The sequence below is a fragment of the Bacillus sp. N3378-2at genome, assembly GCF_033412715.1.
Taxonomy (GTDB): domain Bacteria; phylum Bacillota; class Bacilli; order Bacillales; family Bacillaceae; genus Bacillus; species Bacillus subtilis.
The window spans coordinates 2,690,379-2,703,970 of record NZ_CP117986.1; the positions used below are offsets into that span (position 1 = coordinate 2,690,379).

Genomic DNA, 13,592 nt, shown 5'->3' on the forward strand with positions numbered 1-13,592 from the left:
TTTGATTTATACGGAAGCGTTATGAAATTTCTTGTTTGTTTTGAAAGATTGCCGGAACAGGAATGGATGCCCACTTCGGTGTATTGTGATCAATCCGGACGACAACAACAGTCATATCGTCCTCAATTTGGCCGGATCTTGTGCGGATGACTTCTTCCATAAGCAAATCGGCAATCTCCTGCGGGTCATTTGTTTTCAACCCTTTCATTTTACGTTTCATCCATAAGTCGTGATTTTCCACATGCTTAGGCCCCTCAAAAATGCCATCACTCATCATAATTAAGAGGTCACCCGCTTTCAGCTGTTCACTCACAACCTCCACATCGAATTCATTAATAATACCGATTGGCAGATTGCTCGCTTGAACTTTCATGACCTGGTCACCCCGTTTGATAAAGCTGGGCGTCGATCCAACCTTCAAAAATTTACAGCTGGCATCTTGAAGATCGATAATAGATAGGTCAAGCGTGGAATATATTTCGTCAGTTGTCCTTAGAGACAGTATGCTGTTGATCGTTTTAATTGCTATTTTTTCATCAATGCCCGATTCAAGGATTTTTTCAAGAAGCTTGATCGTTTCATTGCTTTCAAAGTGCGCTCTTGCGCCATTGCCCATTCCGTCACTGATTGCTGCAGCATATTTTCTGGCTCCAAGCTCCATCATGCTGTAGCTGTCACCGGAGACAAGGCCGCCGCCCTTCGCAGCGTGAGCAGCTCCCGTGGACACCCTGTATGATTTTGTTGATCCAAAGGCGACATGGCTGTATCCATTCGGATGCGGAGAGTGCTGTTCGGCTTTCACAAGAATTTGTTCCTCCAGAATGTCAGAAAGCATAGGAGCAATGATTTTTTCACTTTCTCCATGTCCGCTGAACGGAATGGTCATTTCAATATCGATATTTCCTTGTTCAAGACTATAGATCTCGACATGCTGAATCTCAATTCCGAAATGCTGAAGCGCTTCTATGATTTGCTCTTCCTGCAGAAAGTGCTGTTCTCGCTCTCTTTTTATTTCCCGAGAAAAGTCGGCCATAACCTCAGAAACGCCTAAAAGCTGTTCAGCAACAAGGCGCCTGCTGTCTTGGACTTTTTTCTTGAGTGTCAAATGGGCATGATGATGTGCGAGCTCATCCTCAATCAGCTCTTCAACCTGCTTGGATTTAGAACAATACTGTTGAAACTCTTTTTTCAGCCTTCGGTTTGATGCATATTCTTTTTCCTCTGTTTCAAGCATAACTTGTTTCATTAAGTCATATGTTTTATCAAAGTTCTGTACCCAGCACCTGTTTTTCTTGTAGCACGTCTGGCAGGAATGCTCCGTGATTTTGCTTAAGAACAGATCAACTTCGCTGTCATCTGTCTGTTCGTCTGATGCTTGATAAAAGGTTGCAAAGCTTTCAGACAGCGCGTGAAATACATTGGAGAATTGGTCTACCTTCTGAGCAGTGACATCACGGATTTTTCTAGCGTATTGCTGTTGCTCTTGAAGATGCTCGACAGTTCCCGGAATATATCTCGCCACTTTCCTCGTAATAGATTGAGGTGTGAGCAAAAACAGGCCGACTGCGATTAATGACTCATAGAGCGTTGTCATCAGACCGGCAGAGCCTTCACCATATAAAGATATAAGAAGTGATCCAACGATCAAACCAATTGCTGCACCCGCTTTTTTCCCTTCCTTCAGCAAACCGCCCAATAAACCGGAAAAAGCAAGCAGACTCATTTGATATAGGTTTCCGATATTCGCCAAGCCAAGAATCAGGCCGGTCACAACCCCAACCGTACAGCCGATGCTTGCTCCGCCAATAAAGGAAAAACTCAACACAACATAACGAGCCAATATATGTTCTGCCTGCATCCCTTGGTAGGACAAGCCAGCCAGCCCCGTTAAAACAGAGGCAATAAGAATCATAAAGCAAATGATTTCCTCTATTTTTAATGATTGTTTCACTTTTTTCACAGTAAAAATCGGAAGGCTCTGAAGGAAAATCAGTGTTAAGATAAACGATAGTCCAGCCTCAACGATAGCCATTACATAATCATAGGTTGTAAATACGCCATTTTGGGCATAAACAAACCCGGCTCTTGCTGCAGCCATGGAGAAGAACACGACAATCGGGAGCGCTTTAACACGATCGTCGGTAATGAAGGCAGCCACTTTAGAAAATACGAAGAATGCCAGCAATGCCGCCAGTATGAGCAATGAGTGCTTTGGAGATATGGTCAGCGCACCTGCAAGCACAGCCAAAACCGCATAAAACGCTTTGTCTCTTCTGATTAGAAGCATCGCTCCAAAGAAAGGAAGTGCGAAAGGAAGCACCTCGGATAATATGAAAGCCCGTCCAAGCAAAAATCCGATGACAACATAAATGAATCCTTTATAGAAAAACAGTGAATGCAAATGATGAGTCACCAGCTTCGTGCCCCTGTTAAAAAACGATTGGAGTTTTTCCAAAGCTTGTCCCGCCATTGGCCCGTTCACTCTTCTTTCTGCTTTTTCCATTCCTCTCATCTCCCACCTGTTATATTCGTTGCCTGTCATTATAGCGAAAGCACAGATAGGATTTTGTCAAAAGAAGGTAACAATACCAAAGAAATCTTCGACGGTTTCTGCCTTGATATTCGTTTATGAAAAGAATTTCCGGAATGTTGTCTAAAAATGAAAAAAATCGGCTTCTGCAAGAGAAACCGATTTTTTAGGATGACCCGTACGGGATTCGAACCCGTGTTACCGCCGTGAAAGGGCGGTGTCTTAACCGCTTGACCAACGGGCCAAACAAATATGGTAGCGGCGGAGGGGATCGAACCCCCGACCTCACGGGTATGAACCGTACGCTCTAGCCAGCTGAGCTACACCGCCATATTGTTTTGTGCTTCTAAGCACAAGTTATATAATACAAAGGTTTGTCTCTTTCGTCAACAGAAACTTTAATGTTGTAATTTTCTGACTTTTAAAGGGGTGAGGATAATAAAAAAGCATCCGTCGGGATGAACGGATGCTTCATTTATTTTATAGAAAGCAGCAAGTTATCCTCTTCTTGCTCCGCGCCCTCCACGTTTTGATTCCGTATTGCGTTTTAAAGATGACAAGCGATCTTCGCTGTCTTTTAAAAACTTATTCATTTTCTGTTCAAAAGATTCTTTCGGACGGAAATCATTTCTAGGTCTGGCTTGCGGACGGTCTTTAGCTTTTTTAATAGATAAACCAATTTTCCCGTCTTTTTCAACGTTGATGACTTTCACTTCAACTTGGTCGCCGACTTTTAAGTGGTCGTTAATGTCTTTGACATAATTATCAGCTACCTCACTAATGTGAACGAGACCGGTTGAGCCTCCAGGCAATTCAACAAATGCTCCAAAATTTGTAATACCTGTAATTTTCCCTTGCAACTTGCTGCCAACTTCAATCGACATAAAAAAAGTGCTCCTCCTTAGGCTTATAAAAAGATCGTTTGCTTAATTATACCTAAATAAAAATTTAAGTGTCAACAAGGCTACTTGCTCTTCTTCTCCACATTGAAGATAATTTCTCCGTCTCCAGACATGAATAAGTCCCTTCTGGCAAGCTCTGTGACGTAATCCTCATCCTTCAATTTGGATATTTCTTCTTTTAAATCCGTTTGTTTTGTCTTTAAACTTTTCAGTTCTTTTTCAAGCTGTTCTTTCTTTTCTTCTTTTGCACTAAGGGAAGATGTTTGGGACCATACAGAGCTTGCCAGCACAATTGCCGTCAGGAATACTAGGGCGCCGAATACAGTTAACCGTCTGTACAGCCCTTTGCGTCTTCGTTTCTTCAGCTGATTTTGCCGTTCTACTTGTTCTTTATAGTCGTTTTGTATTTCAGTTATCGTTCGTTCCCTGGAAAAATTCAAACCAGACGGTCCTCCTTTCATTTCTTCAAAAACCGTGTAATGGTCGTTCTTATGGTTATCAATAGTTTCTTCTTCTTTTTGAGAAATCCTGCACCTTTTTCAAAATAACGTCTAAAAGTTAGACGCATTTTCACAGGAAGAAGTTTCAAACATTGTTTCGCGATAAAACGGATCGGAAAACACAGAACCATGACTATTTTATATAGACACAGCAGGAGAAAACCTATCAGGCTGTATGTTTTCTTGAATAAAAATGCCGCCAGCCAGATGATCGCTCCGCATGTCCACACAATAGGACGAAATAACACGTGCTGAATGAGTTTTTTGAAGAATTGATAAACAGAAACAACAAGGTAAATGACGAATTTCAGTATTTTTATATAGATTCGTTTGCAAAGGCTCTGATACGTCGCAACGCCCAGCAGAACCGCTAAAAAGATGTAAATCCTGAATTCTCCCTCATTTACATGAAGCAAGACATAAAAGAAAAGCAGCCCTTGCACAATCCAGAAAAGAATATCATGAATAAATAATAGCCATCTGGCTGTTTTGGCACGAATGACAAAGAGCCGGTATGTATCAAGCGAAGCACCAAGCCAGAGACCCATACCGGACATCGCCAGCATTGTATAGAATTGTGTGGTCAGCGTCATTTAAACAACTTGCTAAAAAACCCTTTAGCTTTATCCCCTTGTTGTTCGTCTAAGTACACTAAATCAAATACCCTGCCTTTAATCGAAACAATCCCTTTTTCCACATCAAGATTTTTCATCTGCAGGTTTTGGCCTCTGACGGAGAGCATTCCCATCACCGTTTCCAGCAGGAATTCTTCGTTATCAAAACTCTCCACATGCTTAACCCCAGAAATATCTAAATGCTTCCGGCCTTTCATTGTCACATCATGCTGTTCCGGAACAGACGAAGAACCTTTTTGATCATAATATGAATTCATCTATTCAGCCCCCATATCCTCGATACTTTTAGTATTATTACTGCATTGTATGAGGTGGGGGATTTTTTTAGAACAAGCCTATTCGCCGAGTTTTTCTTCTTTTAGAATCGTGTACATGTTTGCAGCTTCTTCTTTTTTCGTCGTGTCTTTCAATTCATTAACTTGAACCGTTACAAGCTTTTGGCCGAAGCGGACCGTTAGTTCATCTCCCGGTTTTACGTCAGAGCTAGCTTTAGCTTGGTTTCCGTTAATAGAGATTCGTCCTTGGTCAGCTACTTCCTTCGCTAGTGTACGCCGTTTGATCAGCCGTGATACCTTCAAAAATTTATCTAATCTCATATCTATGATCTCCTCTCAGTTTCTTTTGCTTCATTCCACAGTTTGTCCATGTCCTCAAGGGACATATCAGCCAACTCGACTCCCTCTTCCTTCGCTGTTTCCTCAATGTACGAGAACCGTCTCCGGAATTTGTCATTAGTCATGGCCAGCGCTTCCTCTGGCTCTATTTTGTAGAAGCGGGCTACATTCACCAGCGCGAACAAAATGTCGCCAAACTCAGCTTTAAGATTGTGTTCGTGAGGAGCTTCAGAAACCTCAGAAGAAAACTCCTTCATTTCCTCACTTACCTTTTCCCAAATATCGCTGACGTCTTCCCAGTCAAAACCGACCTTCGCTGCTTTTTTCTGCAATTTAGCAGCTTTCGAAAGAGCTGGAAGGGTTTTCGGTACGCTGTCTAGTAACGATGATTCAGATGTATTTTTTTCGGCCTTTTTTATATCTTCCCAATTGGCCAAAACATCGTTTTCATCCTGAACCTTAACATCTTTAAACACATGGGGATGTCTTCGGACCATTTTTTCACTGATTCCTTTTATGACATCATCAATTGTGAAATAACCTTCATCTTCACCAATTTGCGCGTGAAGCAAGACCTGAAGCAAAACGTCACCAAGCTCTTCGATCATATGGTCTGTGTCTTCTTCGTCAATAGCTTCGAGAAGCTCATAACATTCTTCAATCATGTACTGCTTTAATGACTGATGCGTCTGCTTTTTATCCCACGGACATCCATTAGGTCCGCGAAGCTCTCTGATGATGCTTCGGAACGTGGAGAATTCGTGATAAAGCAGCTTCTCTTCTTTAATCGGCGGAATATACACACTTGTTAAGTTGTTCAAGGCGACATTGCGGTCCAGCTCAAATAATGGCACTGTCTTGATCTCCTCGCCACGGCTGCCTGCTGCAGTCACAATGACGACCTCATAATCATCAGGCAGCTTCTCCATCAATGTCAGCTTGACTTCAGAAGCCGTCATTTGGTCGTAAACCTGACATATGATCAGATGATGTCTGAGCTCAAGCTCATCCGCGGACAATGTGCCGGCATCCACAAATTGAAAACCTTCAATCGGGTCAATTTGCAAGGCATTGAATGTGGCATCAAGGAAACTTTGTCCACCCGCGACTTTCACTTGAACGTTTTCCTTTTCCTCCCGCTCCGTCAGCAGCTGAACTGTTTTTTCTGCGACAAAAGGGTGTCCCGGCACAGCGTAAACCACGTCCTCACGCCGCGCCGCTTCAAAGAGGATATCTGCAATTTCTTCATATACCGCCTCGAACTGATCATGTTTCTCATATATATCGTCAAAGTAACGGATGTTCTTCGTTTCTTTTTCAAGCTCCTCAATTAAAGGATGATCCTTGGTTCTGACATACAGCGTATCTGCCTTCGTCAGCAGCTTGTGTATACCAATTGTCAATTGGTCCATGTCTCCGGCACCAAGTCCGACGACTGTAATTTTACCCGCCATTTTGTTCTCTCCTTCTCATGAATTTGCTTAACTTGCTGCCGAATGGCACACTGTTCAGCTCTTCATCTGTAAATATTCCCAATCTCATCATACAATAAATAAACACCGCGCCACCAATGGCAACAGCAGAAAGGCTCTCAATCACAGCCGCTCCTCTTCCTGTTGCAGGAAACAAGAAAGTCCATAGACGCGTATACGCAAGCAAGACAGCTGACATCAAAAGAGCAGATCCAATAATCGGAATCAAAACGCCTCTAAGCTTATCAAGCCATTCCTTTTGCCGAAGCTGATACAAGTTAAGGCCGGCGACAGCCGCAAAGGAAGCCGCTGTCGCAAGCGATGCGCCTTCAATCCCATAGCGCGGAACCAAAAGTGTATTTAACACCCATTTCACCGCAACACCCGCGCCCACCGCTATCGCAGGAAAAACTGTGTACCCCGCTCCCTGTAAGACTGCCGCTGCCGTTACCGCCATAGATGCAAACAAAATGGAACAGCTAAATACTTGTAACGCACCTGTCCCTTCTCCATTTTGAAACAGCATGATATTTACCGGCTTTAGAATGCAAATCAACCCAACCGATGCGCCTGTACCGAGCACAAGGCATAGTTTCAAAGATGACGTGATTTTTTCTTTCATGATCTTCAGCTCTTTGTTTTTTACAGCCATAGAAATATACGGAACGAGTGACGTCGCAATGCTTACGGCAAAAACGGAGCCGAGCTGCAGCAACGGTTGTCCCCGATCATAGATCCCCTTCAGGCGTTTTGCTTCTTCGCTTGCCTCACCACCTGAAAGCAATGCATATAAATTCAAAGCATCAACAAGCTGGATAAACAAAAGCAGCAAACTGCTTACACAAATTGTAACCGAATATAAAAGCAGTTTTTTCGTCAATTCTTTTGTTGTGATGACATTTTCGTTTTGCCTATCCGTTTGGTTTTCTCTTTTCGTTTTGAACCAAAAAACCCCCAGTATCACCAATGCAACCAAACTTCCAGCAAGAGAGCCTGAAGCGGCTGCCGCTCCCGCAGTATAAAGCGAGGCTCCCTTTTTCACGAGCCAAAATGATAAACCCAAGAGCACCGCAACACGCAGAAACTGCTCTGTCATCTGTGATAAGGCTGAAGGGAGCATTTCGTGCCGCCCCTGAAAACCGCCTCTAAGCAACGCGACAAATGGGAACAGCAGAAACGCGCATGCGGCCACTTGAATTAACACGGCTAGATGCGAATCCCCCATAAAGAGTGCAATAGGAACAGCACCCAGATATAAACAAAGAAATAATAAAATACCGATTAAAGACAAAAACAACGCTGATATTTTTAATATGGTGTGATGATTTTTTTCACTATAATCATTCATCAGCTTTGAAATAATGACTGGAAATCCTGATGTGGACAGCATGACCGCAATACCAAGAAAGGGATATACCTGCTGATATATATAAAATCCAACATCGCCGACAATGTTTTGAAACGGGACTCTGTAAACAGCGCTTAAAATTTTTGTGATGACGCCTGCCAGAATTAAAACAAAAGCCCCCTGCCAAATCCAATGCCGTTTAACGCCTATTGAATCGTCCATCCAAAAGCTCCTTCCCAACGTCAGGGGCAATACGGTTCACGTATTACCGCGGCACAAATAAAAACGAGGTTATTATACCACATCCCAACCCTTGGATTCCTTTTTCGGCACGCATGAAAAAGAACAGCGTCCCAAGGAGAGCTGTTCTTTACATACCTATTTTCGAAGAAAGGAATAAGACCTACTGTTCCATTTGACGAGCCAAAAATCCAGCTGCTGTTTCAACGGCTTTATGCTCTACTTCGCCCATTGTCTGGTCTTTTGAAAAGATCACCACAGCACCTATCGGATCACCGTTCGCCACAATTGGGCCGACAGTATAAGAATTCATGTCCTCATCAATTCCATTCACAAGCTGTACTGATTTCGCATCACTCTCAAGCACGGAGCTGCGCTGATCCATTGTTCTTTCCAGCATTTCACTGATTGACTTGTTTAAGTAATCTTTTTTGGAGCTGCCGGACACGGCAATATATACATCACGATCACAAATCAGCACTGAATGGCCGAGGCTGTCGTAAAGCGCGTCTGCATACTCCTTTGCAAAGTCTCCAAGCTCACTGATCGGTGAATACTTTTTCAAAATCACTTCTCCGTCACGATCTACAAAAATCTCAAGCGGATCGCCTTCCCTGATTCTCAGAGTTCTTCGAATTTCTTTAGGAATCACGACCCGGCCTAAGTCATCAATACGACGTACGATACCGGTTGCTTTCATCTCTGGTGCCTCTCTTTCATTTGATGGTATATACATGTGGGAAAGACCTAAAGCAGTTACTTTATGTACCTTCCGCCTCGCTTGAAATTAGTATCCGTCACATCAAATGTAATATACACCAGAGAGTAACAAAATTTACGTTGATGAAATGGTTTGCTTCTTCACATCTTTTAAGCCCTTCAGCATGCCCAGCACGGTGTCGAGCCATTCATCAGCACTACGGCCTTTCGTCTGTATGGAGATTTTGAGTTTTTTTCCTTCCATTCCCAGTCCGATTTGTCTGCCATATTGATTGCCAAGCTCAAACAGCTTCTGCCCGTCAATTTCAGCACTTGCTTCTTCAGAAATCGTCAATCTGACAGCATCTTTATCCTGCTTAATCAGCTCGACACGTTCCTGTCTCGCATAGACCTTCATTTCTGCAACAGTAAACAAGTATTCGACTTCTTTTGGATAGTTTCCAAAGCGGTCGATCATTTCATCTTGAAGCTCATTCTTCTCTTCAATTGTCGCCACAGACCTGAAGCGTTTATACATATCAATTTTCTGTTTGCCGTCTTGAATATAAGTTTCCGGAATATACGCATCAAGCTCGACATCAATTTCTGTTTCAAACTGCTCTGTCTTCGCTGTGTCTCCTTTACGCTCCTCAATGGCCTCCTTCAGCATTTGTGAATAGAGGTCAAATCCGACTGAATCGATGAAGCCATGCTGCTGGGCACCAAGAAGATTCCCGGCTCCGCGAATCGTTAAGTCACGCATTGCGATTTTAAAACCGGAACCTAGCTCTGTGAATTCTTTAATAGCCTGCAGCCTTTTTTCAGCCACTTCTGTCAGCACTTTATCCCGGCGGTACGTGAAGTACGCATACGCCACACGGTTAGAACGGCCGACACGCCCCCGCAGCTGGTAAAGCTGAGAAAGTCCCATCTTGTCGGCGTCAAATACGATCAGCGTATTGACGTTCGGGATGTCCACGCCAGTTTCGATAATGGTTGTGCTGACGAGAACGTCTGATTCTCCTTCAAGGAAACTTAGCATAACGGTTTCTAATTCATTTTCTGTCATTTTCCCATGCGCATATGCTACCTTCGCGTCAGGGACTAGCATTGAAATTTCATCCGCTTTCCGCTCAATGTCCTCTACCCGGTTGTACAAGAAATAGACCTGGCCTCCGCGTGCAAGCTCACGTTCAATTGCCTCTCTGACAAGAGCTCCGTTGTATTCCACAACATACGTCTGTACAGGGAACCGATTTTCCGGCGGAGTCTCGATGACTGAAAGGTCCCTTACGCCAAGCATAGACATATGCAGCGTACGCGGAATCGGCGTTGCTGTTAACGTTAATACATCAACATTGGCTTTTATTTGCTTGATCTTTTCTTTATGGGTTACACCGAAACGCTGCTCTTCATCAATGATGAGGAGCCCTAAGTCTTTATACACGACATCCTTTGATAGCAGCCGGTGCGTCCCGATGACGATATCAACCGTTCCGTTTTTCAGCCCTTTGATTGTTTCGTTTGCTTCTTTTCTCGTTCTGAACCTGCTGAGAAGGCCGATATTAATCGGATAGTCCTGGAAGCGCTCTTTTATGGTTTCATAGTGCTGCTGTGCCAAAATTGTTGTCGGAACGAGCAGAGCTACCTGCTTTCCGTCACCGATCGCCTTAAACGCGGCACGTATGGCAACCTCTGTTTTACCGTAGCCCACATCTCCGCACAGCAAGCGGTCCATCGGACGTTCTCTTTCCATGTCTTTTTTGATTTCGTGAATAGAACGGAGCTGATCCTCAGTCTCTTGATAAGGGAAAGCCGATTCGAATTCCCGCTGCATCTCATGGTCAGGAGAAAACGCATAGCCCTTGCTCGCTTCTCTTTCGGCATACAGCTTAATTAAGTCATCAGCAATATCCTGAACGGATGTCTCTACTTTTTTCTTGACCCGCTTCCATTCACTTCCGCCTAATTTATACAGCTTTGGCTCTTTTCCTTCGGAGCCGACATATTTTTGGACCTGATCAATTTGTTCTACAGGGACGTAAAGCTTGTCACTTCCCTGATAATGTATATTTAAATAGTCTTTATGAATGCCGTTGATTTCAAGAGTTTCGATCCCCAGGTATTTTCCGATCCCGTGATTAATATGAACGACATAATCTCCAATTTGAAGCTCAGAATAGCTTTTGATGCGCTCTGCATTGGTAAGCTTCTGTTTTCGCGGCTTCTTCTTTACACGGTTTTTGAACAGTTCTTCTTCCGTAATAACGGCAAGCTTCATTAACGGCAGCTCAAATCCCGATTGGAGCTCGCCTTCCATGATATAGACCTGTCCCTGAACAAGCGCTTTTTTGCTGTCTGTCACGGCGGCCTCGATATCATAATCAGCCAAAACAGATGACAATTTCTGTGTACGTTCCTTGTTTGCTCCTAAGAACACAACAGTGAAATTTGATTTTTTAAAACGCTCCATTTCGCCCGCAAGCACGTTCATTTGGCCATGGAAACTCTGCATTTGCCGGCCTGACACATTGACGATGTTTTGCGGGCTCGTATGGTGTACATGCCGTAAAAATAAAGAGTAGTACAGCAGAGGCCGTTTTTGCTCAGCCACTATTTTTTGGAAGCTGAATGACAAACGAATGTCATGCAAAATCTTCCCTTCCTCAAGAAGATTTGTTATAAACTCCGCTTCTTCTTTTTGAAGCTGTTCTTCCATCTCATGAATCCGACTGACTTCATCCAAAATCAGAAGTGTATTATCAGGTGTATAATCTAGTAAACTAGCAGGTTTTTCATAGAAATATGAGAGATACTTCACGAGCTCCTGATCTGTCTGGCCTTCAGACAAGCGTTCTTTATCGTGGGAAATATTCGCATGAAGTATTTCTTTTTGTTTGTCAGCCTTTAATTTTTTCAGACTCGCGGCAAGACCACTATCGATTTTCTCCATCGCCCGCGCTTTTTCTTCCGGTCTGATAATTAATTCCTTCGCGGGACCGATATTGATCGAGGTAAGGGTCTCAATTGACCGCTGATCATCTGAATTAAAGCTGCGGATTGAATCCACCTCGGTGTCAAAAAGTTCAATTCTCACCGGATTCTCTGAAGTCAACGGATAAATGTCAATGATTCCACCGCGAATACTGAATTCCCCGGGCGCAGAAACCATATCAGACCGCTCATACCCTACCTCTACCAGCCGTGAGGCAAGCTGGTCAGGTTCGATATCATGGCCTACTTGAATGAGCATCTGGCTGCTTTTCCACACCTCTACAGGCGGCAGCATTCTTCTGATTGCAGCTACCGGAGCAACGACAATTGGCGCTTCTCCATTCGTTAGTCTATTAATGACATCTAATCGCTGCGCCCGCAATTCAGGGCTTGCAACTGCGATTTCTGATGAAATGAGTTCATTGACGGGGTACAAAAGGACAGACCGATCCTCTAGAAGTGAAGTCAGATCATCTGTTACTTTCTGGGCTTGATATAAGTTATGGGTGATTAGAAAGATAGGCTTATTCGTTTCATTAGCCAGAGCAGAAGTAAAAACAGAACGCGCGGAACCCGACAGACCCGCGAGCAGCTGTTCCTTCAGGCCCTCGTGTAAACCGTTGATGATGGATTTAAAGTCATCGCTTTCTTTTATAAAGGTTTGAATGTTGTCCATATGGCCCCTCCTCTCTGTTTCCTGTGAGAACAGAAAAACGCTTTGGTCTAGTGTCTACACCAAAGCTTTTTATTGAATAAATGTGTGATATTCGTGGTAATGCGGATTTCGGTCAAGCGCCTCTTGGCAGTCTTCACATATCGTCAAAACATGGACATCTCCATTTTCTTTATAAGAAATCATATCGTTTCTTTCCTCATTTGTTAAGTGCTGAAATCCAAGTGAGTCTGTCGATACCATTGAAGATTCGAGACTGCCTACTTTCACTCCGCAATGACGACAATAATAATGCAAAGCCATACAAGGGACCTCCTGATGAAAAAGTCATTTTGGTGTAGTATGGACTTTGTTGTTACATTTTATACCTTTGCGTTAAATTCGTTCATGACTTCTAAAAACGGTTTACTCAAAGAAGCCTCACAAGCCTTCACAGATTTATCAACCGCTTCTTCGATCTCAGGTGCCTCCTCCTTGGTAAAGGAGCCTAACACATAATCAACGACCTTCATGCCGTTTACAGGCCTGCCGATTCCGATGCGGATACGGTCAAACTCGGATGTACCAAGATGCTGGATCAGTGATTTGATGCCATTGTGCCCTCCGGCGCTTCCTTTCGTTCTTAAACGGATCTTGCCAGTAGGAAGGTCAAGGTCGTCGTAAATGACTGTCAAATCTTCGTTATCGACATCATAGTAGTCCATTAAAGGCCGCAAACATTCTCCTGATAAATTCATATATGTAAGCGGTTTAACAAGTAGAACCTTTTTGCCGGAAACAAATCCGGTTCCGTATAATCCGTTAAATTTATTTTGATTCAGCTCTATATTCCATTCCTTTGCAAGCTGATCTATCACCATAAATCCGACATTATGCCGTGTATTTTCATAGTTCTTCCCCGGGTTTCCGAGACCGGCAATCACAAGCATGGCGAATCCTCCCTTAGTCACATAACTCCCGTCTTCATAAACGGGCTATAATTCTT

The 13,592-nt window shown here is 43.5% G+C and carries 12 protein-coding genes and 2 tRNA genes; all 14 read right to left on the bottom strand.

The features are described from left to right. Positions 1–19 precede the first annotated feature (19 nt). Positions 20–2,503, bottom strand: coding sequence for a stage II sporulation protein E (spoIIE, locus tag PUN35_RS14485; RefSeq protein ID WP_015253002.1), 2,484 nt, complete (start codon positions 2,501–2,503; stop codon positions 20–22). A 199-nt stretch (positions 2,504–2,702) separates the two neighbouring features. Beyond that, a tRNA-Glu gene (locus PUN35_RS14490) sits at positions 2,703–2,774 on the bottom strand. Positions 2,775–2,783: 9 nt separating this feature from the next. Continuing rightward, a tRNA-Met gene (locus tag PUN35_RS14495) sits at positions 2,784–2,860 on the bottom strand. A 167-nt stretch (positions 2,861–3,027) separates the two neighbouring features. Beyond that, complete coding sequence (locus tag PUN35_RS14500; protein ID WP_003218379.1) at positions 3,028–3,414, bottom strand: S1 domain-containing RNA-binding protein; 387 nt, start codon at positions 3,412–3,414, stop codon at positions 3,028–3,030. A gap of 80 nt (positions 3,415–3,494) precedes the next feature. Next, a complete protein-coding gene (divIC, locus tag PUN35_RS14505; RefSeq protein ID WP_003243211.1) occupies positions 3,495–3,872 on the bottom strand; it encodes a cell division protein DivIC in 378 nt (125 codons plus the stop codon). A 17-nt stretch (positions 3,873–3,889) separates the two neighbouring features. Continuing rightward, on the bottom strand, positions 3,890–4,525 hold the full coding sequence (gene yabQ, locus PUN35_RS14510; protein ID WP_014478604.1) for a spore cortex biosynthesis protein YabQ: 636 nt from the start codon (positions 4,523–4,525) through the stop codon (positions 3,890–3,892). After that, a complete protein-coding gene (gene yabP, locus PUN35_RS14515) occupies positions 4,522–4,824 on the bottom strand; it encodes a sporulation protein YabP (protein WP_003226714.1) in 303 nt (100 codons plus the stop codon). Before yabP ends, yabQ begins: the two co-directional genes overlap by 4 nt. A gap of 78 nt (positions 4,825–4,902) precedes the next feature. Continuing rightward, positions 4,903–5,163 carry an RNA-binding S4 domain-containing protein gene (locus PUN35_RS14520; RefSeq protein WP_003226716.1) on the bottom strand — a complete coding sequence of 87 codons (261 nt, stop codon included), beginning with the start codon at positions 5,161–5,163 and terminating at the stop codon, positions 4,903–4,905. A 2-nt stretch (positions 5,164–5,165) separates the two neighbouring features. Next, the gene (mazG, locus tag PUN35_RS14525) at positions 5,166–6,635 is read right to left on the bottom strand and encodes a bifunctional methyltransferase/pyrophosphohydrolase YabN (protein WP_014478603.1); all 1,470 of its coding nucleotides are present in this window, start codon (positions 6,633–6,635) and stop codon (positions 5,166–5,168) included. Continuing rightward, entirely contained in the window at positions 6,625–8,223 is a 1,599-nt protein-coding gene (locus PUN35_RS14530; protein WP_014478602.1) for a putative polysaccharide biosynthesis protein, read from the bottom strand. The genes mazG and PUN35_RS14530 overlap by 11 nt, the downstream gene beginning before the upstream one ends. A gap of 181 nt (positions 8,224–8,404) precedes the next feature. Continuing rightward, on the bottom strand, positions 8,405–8,941 hold the full coding sequence (spoVT, locus tag PUN35_RS14535) for a stage V sporulation protein T (RefSeq protein WP_003218365.1): 537 nt from the start codon (positions 8,939–8,941) through the stop codon (positions 8,405–8,407). Positions 8,942–9,076: 135 nt separating this feature from the next. Further along, positions 9,077–12,610, bottom strand: coding sequence for a transcription-repair coupling factor (gene mfd / locus PUN35_RS14540; RefSeq protein ID WP_014478601.1), 3,534 nt, complete (start codon positions 12,608–12,610; stop codon positions 9,077–9,079). 69 nt (positions 12,611–12,679) lie between these two features. Further along, entirely contained in the window at positions 12,680–12,910 is a 231-nt protein-coding gene (gene fin, locus PUN35_RS14545) for an anti-sigma-F factor Fin (RefSeq protein ID WP_003243417.1), read from the bottom strand. Positions 12,911–12,969: 59 nt separating this feature from the next. After that, positions 12,970–13,536 (bottom strand): aminoacyl-tRNA hydrolase, encoded by a 567-nt coding sequence (pth, locus tag PUN35_RS14550; protein WP_003226727.1) that lies wholly within the window; start codon positions 13,534–13,536, stop codon positions 12,970–12,972. Between the last annotated feature and the right edge of the window lie 56 nt (positions 13,537–13,592).

Bases quoted from the DNA above. Each gene is read 5' to 3' on its own strand.
- spoIIE (WP_015253002.1), bottom strand. From the start codon at position 2,503: ATGGAAAAAGCAGAAAGAAGAGTGAACGGGCCAATGGCGGGACAAGCT.
- PUN35_RS14500 (WP_003218379.1), bottom strand. From the start codon at position 3,414: ATGTCGATTGAAGTTGGCAGCAAGTTGCAAGGGAAAATTACAGGTATT.
- yabQ (WP_014478604.1), bottom strand. From the start codon at position 4,525: ATGACGCTGACCACACAATTCTATACAATGCTGGCGATGTCCGGTATG.
- yabP (WP_003226714.1), bottom strand. From the start codon at position 4,824: ATGAATTCATATTATGATCAAAAAGGTTCTTCGTCTGTTCCGGAACAG.
- PUN35_RS14520 (WP_003226716.1), bottom strand. From the start codon at position 5,163: ATGAGATTAGATAAATTTTTGAAGGTATCACGGCTGATCAAACGGCGT.
- mazG (WP_014478603.1), bottom strand. From the start codon at position 6,635: ATGGCGGGTAAAATTACAGTCGTCGGACTTGGTGCCGGAGACATGGAC.
- PUN35_RS14530 (WP_014478602.1), bottom strand. From the start codon at position 8,223: ATGGACGATTCAATAGGCGTTAAACGGCATTGGATTTGGCAGGGGGCT.
- spoVT (WP_003218365.1), bottom strand. From the start codon at position 8,941: ATGAAAGCAACCGGTATCGTACGTCGTATTGATGACTTAGGCCGGGTC.
- mfd (WP_014478601.1), bottom strand. From the start codon at position 12,610: ATGGACAACATTCAAACCTTTATAAAAGAAAGCGATGACTTTAAATCC.
- fin (WP_003243417.1), bottom strand. From the start codon at position 12,910: ATGGCTTTGCATTATTATTGTCGTCATTGCGGAGTGAAAGTAGGCAGT.
- pth (WP_003226727.1), bottom strand. From the start codon at position 13,536: ATGCTTGTGATTGCCGGTCTCGGAAACCCGGGGAAGAACTATGAAAAT.